We start from the raw sequence: 9231 nt of genomic DNA on the forward strand, positions 1-9231 counted from the left end.
ACACCGCCCTCGCCGACGGCCGGGTCCCGCTGCCCGCCGACCCGCGCTCCGTCGAGGCCTACCTGACGGACACCCGCGACACCGACACCCTGCTCCGGACGCTGCTCCGCGAGGACACCCGCGCCCGCCGCCTGGCCGAGGCCCTGGGAGCCGACCCCGAAAACGTCGTCGGCCTGCAGGGACAATGATCACGAACCACGAAAGGGGCCGGGACATGCAGGTGACCACCGCGGGGATACCCTGATCAGCCACTTCGCAGCACTCGGCCCCGCCGAGCCGAAACTCGACGGGGCTGTGTGGAGCTGCCTGCGGCTCAGCGGGTGGTGTAGCCGCCGTTGGCGAAGAGGGTCTGGCCGGTGATCCACCAGCCGTCGGTGGCGAGGAACGTGACGATCGGGGCGATGTCCTCGATCTTCGTCAGGTCGTTGCCCATCGCCTGCGACTTGTGGAACGCCACGCGCTCCGGGGTCTCCTGGCCGTAGAAGAACGGGGTGTCCATCGGGCCCGGGGCGATGTTGTTCACCGAGATCCCGCGCGCGGCGAACTCCTTGGCCGCGGCCCGCGTGTAGTGCTCGACCGGGGCCTTGGCGCCCGCGTACGTCGAGTAGCCGTCGGTGAACGCGGCGAGCAGCGAGGTGACGATGGTGATGACCTTGCCGCCGTCGTTCAGCTGCTTGCCCGCCTCACGGATGAAGAAGTACGCGGCCTTGGCGTTCACGGCGTGCATCACGTCGTACTCGGCTTCGGTGGTCTCCACGATCGGCTTGCGCAGCACCATGCCGGCCGTGTTCACGGCGACGTCGACACCGCCGAAGGTCTCCTTCGCGACCGCGAAGACCCGCTCGACCTCGGCCGGCTTGGTCAGGTCGCCCTGCACGGCGACCGCCTCGCCGCCCGCCGCCTTGATCGCGTCGACCGTCGCCCCGGCGTCCGCCGCGGTCCCGTCCGAGTGGTAGTGCACGACGACCTTCGCGCCGTCGGCACCGGCGTTGCGGCTGATCAGCCCGCCGAGGTTCTTCGCACCGGCGCCGACCAGGACGACCTTGCCCGCCAGGGAGTGGTTGCTGCTCATGATCTACGGCTCCTCGCCAGATGGGGGATGTGTTCGCCGCACCACTGTCCGCCGCGCGGGCGGCCCAGGGCTTGAACGATCGAGCGGAGCATGGAACAAACCGCTCACGATCCCGCCCGACACACCCGGCCATCGTCCATTCCATTCGGCATTCGTCCCCCGAACGGACCAGAATCGACGGTATGACCACCCGAGCGACGTCCCTGTCCGCCATCAAGCCGCACCTGCTCCGGCTCTCCGGCAGCGGCCAGGACCTCGACGAAGCCGTGGTCGAGCGCGGCCTGGAACGGGCCGCCACCGGGCACGCGCCGATGGAGGAGGGCCCCACCCGGCACGTCCTCGCCGTCCACGCGGGCACCTCGGCCGACCTCGCCTGGTCCGCCGACGGCCGGCCCCGGCGCGAGCGCTTCCACCGTGGCCAGGCCCTCCTCAACCCGGCCGGCTGGGCGTCGCGCCCGCGCTGGGGGCAGGACGCCGAACTGATGCTCGTCGCCCTCGAACCGGCCTGGCTGGAGAAGCTCGCCACCGAGAGCGACCTGCCGGGCCCCCTGGAGCTCACCCCGCGCTTCCACATCACCGACCCGTTCCTCACCATGCTCGTCGAACGCCTGGTCGCCGAGTACGAGGGGCCGGGCCCGGCCGACCCGCTCTACGCGCAGTCCCTGCTCCAGGCCCTCGCCGCCCACCTCATCCGCACCGCCGCCACCCGCGGCCCCGGCCTGCCCGAACGCGAGGGCAGCCTCACCCCGAAGCGGCTCGACCGGGTCGTCGACCACATGAACGGCTACCTCGACGGCCGGCTCTCACTCACCGACCTCGCCGCCGTCGCCGGCGTCAGCCCGTCCCACTTCACCCGCGCCTTCCGCGCCTCCACCGGCCAGTCCCCGCACCAGTACCTCGTCCGCCTGCGCCTCGAACACGCCCGCCGCGCCCTGCTCACCACCGACACCCCCATCGCCGCGATCGCCCAGCTCTGCGGCTTCGCCGACCAGAGCCACCTCACCCGCACGATGCGCCTGCACACGGGCATCACCCCGTCCGCCCTCCGGGCGAGCCGCGAGCGTCACTGACATCGACACCTCGGGGAGGCCCGGCGCGCCCCGGACCCGAGGGCAGCCGATTCGGCGCTCCCCGAGCGCCGTTCGACCGTGCCGTAGTGGCTTCCGTACGCTCCCCGGCGCACACAGGGCTCGATGAGCACCGCTCATGTGACGGAGGGTCAGCGGTGTCGCAAGAAGCGGGGCGGCTCGACGGGCAGCAACTCCTGGACCGGCCCGCACCCTCGTCCTGGCCTGCGACGAACACGACGCCAAGCCCTACCGCTGGACCTACGACGGCAGCCCGCTCAAAGCCGCATGAACCCCCGAAGGATCAACGCGGCGCTGCACTAGTACGGGAAGAGTACTTCCGGATTGTTCGGCGAGGGGCCGTCCAGCAGCGGACGGTGGATCCCCTTCAGCGTCTGGTCGAAGAACGCTGTCACGTACTCGCGGGTGATCACCACCCCGCGTTCCGGGGAGAGGGGCGGCGTCGGGAACCCGGCCTCCTCCAGAAGCAGGTCCAGGTCGGAGAAGCTGAAGTGGTCGGCGCCGGCGACCGTCAGCCACTTCTTGTAGCCGCCGAGGGCGGCCCAGGTCTGGTCCCACGTGGTGTCGTGGCCGCCGACCGGGTGGTTGTCGGCCGCACCCAGCATGAGGAGCGGCCGGTTGATCTGGCCGGGCATCGGGGCCGGGTGGAAGCTGCCGTCCATGTTCACTCCGGCCCGTACTCGCGGGTCGGCGATCATCGTGGCGGCGGCCGCCGCTCCGCCGAGGGAGTGTCCGGCCATGCCGATCTCGTGCTTGTCGATGAGGTGTGCCAGGCGCCACGCGGTATTGCCATGCGTCAACTGGTCGATCACGAAGGACACGTCCAGCGCGCGGCCGGCGGCGACGGAGTCGAAGTCGAGCGCCGGGTCATCGCAGATCGCGCACGGTGGCGTCCGGCCGTTCGCCAGCGTCTCGCCGCTGTCCTCGTAGGTGTGGCCGACGAGCGCGACGACGTAGCCGTGACTGGCCAGGTCGGTCGCGAGCGCGGTGAGCGTCATGCGCGGGTCCTCGTACGCGGGTGAGAGGACCACCAGCGGATACTTGCCGCGCTGCGGCCGCGCGCCGTCGAAGGCGTGAGTGGTGACGCCGGAAAGGGTCTGTGGGGTGACGCCGTAGCTCGCCGGCAACTTCCGCCGCTGGAGGACTCCGGCTGCCTCGGCGAGGGTCATGTAAGGGGCTGGAGTCCCGGTCCCGGGGACGGCCGGGTAGACCATCGTGACGGTCAGTTGGCGGGGGCCGGACGACGGCACCCACGGGTCGGGACGGCTCGCGTCGGTGAGGTGGATGACGTCCTCGCCGGCGGCGTAGGGGCCGGTCGGCGCGGGGAGCGTGCCTTGGAAGGACCGCGTGGGCGCGGTGGCCGTGGCCGTGGCCGGTGCGGTGTCGAACGCGTGCGTGGCCACCGGTGTGGCCGACGGTGTGGTCGTGGCGGCGAACCCGGCGCCGGTTCCGGTGACGAGGGCGGCGAGCGCCAGCACCGCGACAGCGCTGATACGGAGATTGCGTTTCATGGGATCGACGCTAGGTTCCGCAGCTCCGTATCGAATCAGCCCGTGGATGTAAGCATTCCGGTGTCGTTCGTAGCCTCCGCGAGGTACCGGAGTAATCCGCCGGGAGTACTGGCGCGGGGTTCCCTTCGCCGGCATCGTCGAGCGCCACCTTCGTCCTGGCCTACGACGAACACGACGCCAAGCCCTACCGCTGGACCTACGACGGCAGCCCACTCAAAGCCGCATGAACCCCCGAAGGATCAACGCGGCGCTGCACTAGAGCACCACGACGGCGAGCGCGAGCGCGATCAGCACCATCGACAGCCCCACCGCCACGAACCCGTACTCCAGCGGCCGCCGTTCGCGCCCCTCGACGAGCACCTGGCGGGGGTCGGCCGGGTCGTAGCGCAGCGCCACGTAGCCGCCGTCCGGCAGGGGGTGACGCCGGGTGGACGGGACGGGGGAGAAGACCTCGACGACCCGGCCGTCCTCGGTCTCGAACTGCAGCAGCGGACGTGGCGGCGAGGCCCGGTCCTCGGGAGCCGGGACGCGCTCGCGCACCAGCGCCCGCACCGGCACCCCGTCCCGGCGCAGCCGCCGTACCTCCCGCAACCCGACCACCCCGGCGAGGTAGGCGACCACGCCCCCCAGCCCGCCGAACACCACCAGGGCGAACCCGGCCGTCCCACCCACCACGCCTCCCAACCCGCGCCGTCGTCCCAGGACTTCCAGTATCGAGGAGTCCTGGCCTTCTTCGGCGCGGGTGGCGGGGAGCCGGTGTCGGCGAGCACGGTGATGCGAGCAAGGCGCAGATGGAGACCGAGCGCCGACGTGCCGTATCAGTGGTGTCCGAGGTGCCGTGCATCGGGCCAGATGCCGTCCGCAGGCATGTCCAGCCGGTCCGTCAGCGGTCGCCGCCACTCGGGGGTGGCAGTCGGCTCACCCCAGTAATCGGTCACACGGACCGCCTTGCCCTCCTGGAGCTCCGCGATGCTGACGTTTCGGTAGAGCCGGCCATCGCCGTAGTCACACGTCCACTCGACGACGATCACGTCATCGCTCAGGTGGAGGCGGCGGCCTACTTCGAGGGTCAGTTCGGGGAAGTTCCCCTCGACTTCGCCGACGAGCTCGCTGGTGCGTACCACCTCACCCATCTGCGGCCACTGGCGCTCGACGTCGTCGGCGAGAGGAACGCCGAGGATGTAGGCCAGTCGGGTGCGCCCGTTCGGCGCTGCTGCCGGCTCACTCATGGCATCGGTTGCCTGCCGGGCGCCACGGGTGCGATACGTCGCCTGTTGTGATCACGATGGTCTCCTCTGCGCGCGGACCCGGGCGTGCCGTTCAGACCTCGCCGAGGGGGACGCCCGGGTCGGCGAGGCGGGCCGGGTCCACCACCCGCTTCGACCGGACGAGTTCGCGGATCGGGTCGGTGACGTCCCAGATGTTGACGTTCATGCCGGCGAGGACCCGGCCCTCTGCCAGCCAGAAGGCGATGAACTCGCGGGTGGCCGGGTCGCCGCGGAAGACGACGCGGTCGTAGCCGCCGGGGTCGACGTAGCCGACGTACTCCATGCCGAGGTCGTACTGGTCGGTGAAGAAGTACGGGACGCGGTCGTACACCGCGTCGTCCTCGCCGAGCATCGCGCGGGCGGCGGTCTGGGGCTGGTTGACGGCGTTGGCCCAGTGCTCGACGCGGATGTGGCGGGCGAACAGCGGGTGGTAGGCGTTGGCGACGTCGCCGGCGGCGTAGACGTCGGGGGCGGAGGTGCGCAGGTGCTCGTCGGTCTTGATGCCGTTGACGATCTCCAGTCCGGCGGCCTTGGCGAGGGCGATGTCCGGGGCGATGCCGATGCCGACGATGACGACGTCGGCCGGCACGGTGGTGCCGTCACCGAGGCGCACGCCCGTCACCGTGCGGCCGGTGCCGGTGAGTTCCTCGACGCTGACCTCGAAGCGCAGGTCGACGCCGTGGTCGCGGTGAAGGTCGGCGAAGACCTGGGCGACCTCGCGGCCGAGCACGCGCAGCAGCGGGAGTTCGGCGGCCTCCAGCACGGTGACCTCGGCGCCCGCCGTCCGGGCGGCGGCGGCCGTCTCCAGGCCGATCCAGCCGGCGCCGATCACCGCGACCCGGGCGCCGGGCCGCAGCGCCGCCTTGATCCGGTCGCTGTCCTCGACGCGGCGCAGGTAGAGCACGCCGTCCTGATCGGCGCCTGGCACCGGCAGGCGGCGCGGCACCGAGCCGGTGGTGAGCAGCAGTTTGGCGTACCCGATCCGCCCGTCGTCGGCGAGGGTCACGGTGTGCGCGGCGGGGTCGATCGCCGAGACGGCGGTGCCGAGCCGCAGCGTGACGTCGTTCTCGGCGTACCACTGCGGCGGGTGGACGTAGATCTTCTCGCGGGCGGTCGTGCCGAGCAGGTAGCCCTTGGACAGCGGCGGCCGCTCGTACGGGCGCTCGTGCTCGTCGCCGATCAGGACGATGCCGCCCCGGTGCCCCGCCTCGCGCAGCGCCTGGGCGGCCTTGGCACCGCCGAGCGACGCGCCGACGATGACGATCGGTGCTTCCCGCCCAGGGTCGGTTCCCATGCTGAACTCCTCGCTGTCCGGCCCTAATCGACGGCCAGCTTCCCGCTTCGGCCGTGGGGTGTCGAGACCGCGGCGGGCGCGCCGCCACCGGCTCCCCCGTTCGGGTGAAGCGTGGCGGACGGTTCCCCCTCAGGTGCAGCCGTGTTCGTAGGAGACGCGCGGCGTGGGGTCCTTCTCCGGGAGCTTTACCTCCTCGGGCGCGGTGGTGCCGTCCGCGTGCCGGACCCGGGCGTGCAGGAGGCCCACCGGCAGCCACGGCGTCGGGACGGCGTAGACGATGCGGTGGCCGAATGCGGTCCCGAACCGCCCGAAGCGCTCGGCGCTGAGGCGCTGGTCGCCGCAGGCGAGGTCCGTGATCTCCTCCTGGTCGGCGTAGAGGAAGGTCACCCAGTGGCCGCCGTGCGTGCTCGCCTCATTGAGGGGCTGCACGGCGGGTGTGCCGTCGCCGGGAAGGGGGCTGGACGTGCAGCCGACTTCCCGGGTGTCGGAGTCGTCGGGGAGGCGGAACTCCCGCGCGGTGCAGAGCCGGCCGTCGGGCAGGGGCCAGAAGTACCAGATCGTGCCGCTGTCGTCCCGGTAGTGCGCCCACTGGCCCGTGGGCTGGTTCTCCTTCGCGGTGGCGGCGCGGATCCTCGCCAGGCCCGCCGCGACGTCGCCGGGGGCCGGCAGCGCGAGCGCGCTCGGCGGGATGGTGGCGGACGGCGCCGGGCCGGCGTGCGTGGAGGTGGTGCAGGAGGCCAGGAAGGCCAGGGCCAGCCCCGTGACCGCCGGGATGACGGCATGGCGGCGCAGCGAGTCGAGTGTCACGATTCCCCCCGTGGACGACTGCGGTGAGTCTACGGTCAACTCGTCTACGGGCGTGGCTTACGGCTGCGTCGCGTCGCGGACCAGCGCCGTGTCGGTGAACTGCTCGAAGCGCACGATCCGGCCGCCGCGCACGACGAAGTGGTGGGCGACGCGCACCGCGAGGGGTTTGCCGGTGGTCTTGTGGACGGCCGTGTAGCGGGCCAGGACCACGACGTTCTCGCCGTCCACGACGTAGGTGTCGTCGTGCGCCGTCCAGTTCTGCCACTCGGCGTCGAGGCGTTCCATGACGTGGTTCGTGACGCCCTTGGGGGTGCGGTAGGTGCCGGCGAGGGGGAAGCCGGCCATCTCGGTCCACTCGACGTCGTCGGCGAGGGTGGCGCGCAGGGCGGCGAGGTCGCCGCGGGCGGAGGCGAGGTACTGGCGGCGGACGACGTCGGCCGGGGCGGCGGACTCGTTGAACGCGGCGGTCTCGCGCGGGATTTCGATCATCGAAGCCTCAGCCCCAGGTCATCTCGCCCATGGCGACCTTGGTGCCCAGGTCGACGGCGATCGCCAGGCCGAGGTCCGGGAACCGCTTCTCCAGCGCCTGCTTGGCGGCGGCGGCGTCCGGGGAGCGGCCGATCTCGGTCTCGAAGGCGCGCAGGTAGTCGCGGGTGTGGAAGACGGAGGTGAGGTTGGTGGGCGCGCCCGCGGTGCGGTGGCCGGCCGCGACGAACTGCGGTTCCAGGGCTTCGATGCCGTCCAGCAGGTCGATCCAGGCGGCCCGTTGCTCGGGGGCGGGGGTGTCGGCGGTCCACACGTGCAGGCCCTCGAAGAGCAGCACGCCGCCGAGGACGGCGTGGTGGTGGTGCTGCCACAGGTAGTGCCGGTCGGGCAGGTGGAAGTCGGCGCCGCGCAGCTCGAACCGGTGGCCTTCGAAGACGAGTTCGTCGCCGTGCAGCGGCTCCGGCCGCACCAGCCGGGTGGGCAGTTCGGGGCCGAGGTGCGCCCAGGCCTTGAGCTTGGCCTCGTACGTGTCCTGGATGTGCTGGACGGTGGACGGGGTGGCGAGGAAGCGGGCCTCGGGGAAGGCGTCCTGGACCTCCTGCGCGCCGAAGTAGAAGTCCGGGTCGCCGTGGCTGACGAACACCGTGGTGAGCCGCTTGCCGGTGGCCCGGATCCGCTCGGCGAGGCTGCGGCCGTCGGAGCGGGTGAAGCCGGCGTCCACCAGCAGGGCGTCGTTCGGGCCGGTGACGAGGACGGAGGTCTTGTTGAGGGAGCTGTCAGGGCTGTCGATGACCTCGAAGTCGAGCGCGCTCATGCGCCCGCCTCCCTTCGGTCGGCGGGCGCTTCGCGCAACCCGCACCTTTCGATGATTCGCTCGCTTCGCTCGCTCATTGTTGCGGGGGTCCTTCCACGGGACAGGCGTCGCTGCCAGCATCGGCTGGCCGACGCCCGTCCGCATCCGGAGGGGGAGCGCACCGGCGTCACTCCGCGGGCCCCAGCCGCAGCACCGCCACCGCCCCCGTCAGCGTGGCGACGGCCAGCGTCGACCACAGCACCCCGGGCCCGGCCGCCAGCAGCGCCGTCAGCACCGCGGGCGCCGCTGCCCGGCCCACGCCCATCGACAGCTCCCAGCGGGCCAGCGCCCGCCCCAGCAGGTGCGGCGGCGCGACGGCCGTCACCAGGGCCGTGCCGGAGCCGGTGTAGAGGATCTCGCCCAGCGTGAACAGCACCGCGACCACCGCGACCCCCGCCGCGCCCGGCGTGCCGCCCAGCGAACCGGCCGCCCAGAAGCCCACGAACGACAGCGACAGCGCGAGCCCGGCGGCCGCCATCACGACGCGCCGCGGCCGGTGCGCGAGGCGCAGCACGAGGGCCAGCTGGAGCGCGATCACCAGCACCGTGTTGCCGACGAACACGCCGGACGACCACGCGGGCGAGGCCTGGAGGTGCAGCACGAGCAGCGCGGGCAGGGCCACCTCCAGCACGTCGAAGCAGAAGGCGTACGGCACGTTGGCGAGGCTGAGCAGGGTGATCCGCCGCATCGGCGTACGGGGGCTACGGGGGTCGGCCTGAGGAGCGTCGACGGGAGCAGCGGGAGCCGGGGGAGCCGTGACCCGAAGCGAGTGGACGAGCGCGGCGGCGCCGAGGCACGCCAGGCCCGTCACCCCCGCGAGCAGCCGGATCGCGCCCTCGCCGCCGGTCACCG

10 protein-coding genes and 1 pseudogene are annotated in these 9231 nt (G+C 72.2%); 2 read left to right on the forward strand and 9 right to left on the reverse strand.

What is annotated here, in order from left to right; all coding sequences use genetic code 11:
* The coding region (locus tag AB0O00_RS22030; RefSeq protein WP_363654283.1) for a hypothetical protein at positions 1-188 on the forward strand (188 nt) is incomplete at its 5' end.
* A gap of 125 nt (positions 189-313) precedes the next feature.
* On the opposite strand, the gene AB0O00_RS22035 is transcribed toward AB0O00_RS22030, so the two are convergent.
* Positions 314-1072: an SDR family oxidoreductase gene (locus AB0O00_RS22035; protein WP_363654285.1), complete on the reverse strand. Its 759-nt coding sequence runs from the start codon at positions 1070-1072 to the stop codon at positions 314-316.
* Between the two features lie 182 nt (positions 1073-1254).
* Here AB0O00_RS22035 and AB0O00_RS22040 point away from each other — a divergent pair, with 182 nt between their 5' ends.
* Positions 1255-2142 (forward strand): AraC family transcriptional regulator, encoded by an 888-nt coding sequence (locus tag AB0O00_RS22040; RefSeq protein ID WP_363654287.1) that lies wholly within the window; start codon positions 1255-1257, stop codon positions 2140-2142.
* A 317-nt stretch (positions 2143-2459) separates the two neighbouring features.
* On the opposite strand, the gene AB0O00_RS22045 is transcribed toward AB0O00_RS22040, so the two are convergent.
* From AB0O00_RS22045 to AB0O00_RS22080, 8 genes and pseudogenes are all read right to left on the reverse strand, one after another.
* Positions 2460-3671: an alpha/beta hydrolase gene (locus AB0O00_RS22045; RefSeq protein ID WP_363654289.1), complete on the reverse strand. Its 1212-nt coding sequence runs from the start codon at positions 3669-3671 to the stop codon at positions 2460-2462.
* Positions 3672-3926: 255 nt separating this feature from the next.
* A complete protein-coding gene (locus AB0O00_RS22050; RefSeq protein ID WP_363654291.1) occupies positions 3927-4343 on the reverse strand; it encodes a DUF3592 domain-containing protein in 417 nt (138 codons plus the stop codon).
* A 146-nt stretch (positions 4344-4489) separates the two neighbouring features.
* The gene (locus AB0O00_RS22055) at positions 4490-4900 is read right to left on the reverse strand and encodes a hypothetical protein (protein WP_363654293.1); all 411 of its coding nucleotides are present in this window, start codon (positions 4898-4900) and stop codon (positions 4490-4492) included.
* Between the two features lie 91 nt (positions 4901-4991).
* A complete protein-coding gene (locus tag AB0O00_RS22060) occupies positions 4992-6233 on the reverse strand; it encodes an FAD-dependent oxidoreductase (protein WP_363654295.1) in 1242 nt (413 codons plus the stop codon).
* A 129-nt stretch (positions 6234-6362) separates the two neighbouring features.
* A complete protein-coding gene (locus tag AB0O00_RS22065; protein WP_363654297.1) occupies positions 6363-7040 on the reverse strand; it encodes a hypothetical protein in 678 nt (225 codons plus the stop codon).
* A gap of 57 nt (positions 7041-7097) precedes the next feature.
* Positions 7098-7529 carry a nuclear transport factor 2 family protein gene (locus AB0O00_RS22070; RefSeq protein ID WP_363654299.1) on the reverse strand — a complete coding sequence of 144 codons (432 nt, stop codon included), beginning with the start codon at positions 7527-7529 and terminating at the stop codon, positions 7098-7100.
* A 7-nt stretch (positions 7530-7536) separates the two neighbouring features.
* Positions 7537-8340, reverse strand: a complete 804-nt coding sequence (locus AB0O00_RS22075; protein WP_363654301.1) for an MBL fold metallo-hydrolase — start codon at positions 8338-8340, stop codon at positions 7537-7539.
* A gap of 166 nt (positions 8341-8506) precedes the next feature.
* A pseudogene (locus AB0O00_RS22080) lies at positions 8507-9231 on the reverse strand (MFS transporter); the annotation flags it as partial.

Origin of the sequence: Kitasatospora sp. NPDC093558, assembly GCF_040683475.1 — a bacterium.
Taxonomy (GTDB): domain Bacteria; phylum Actinomycetota; class Actinomycetes; order Streptomycetales; family Streptomycetaceae; genus Kitasatospora.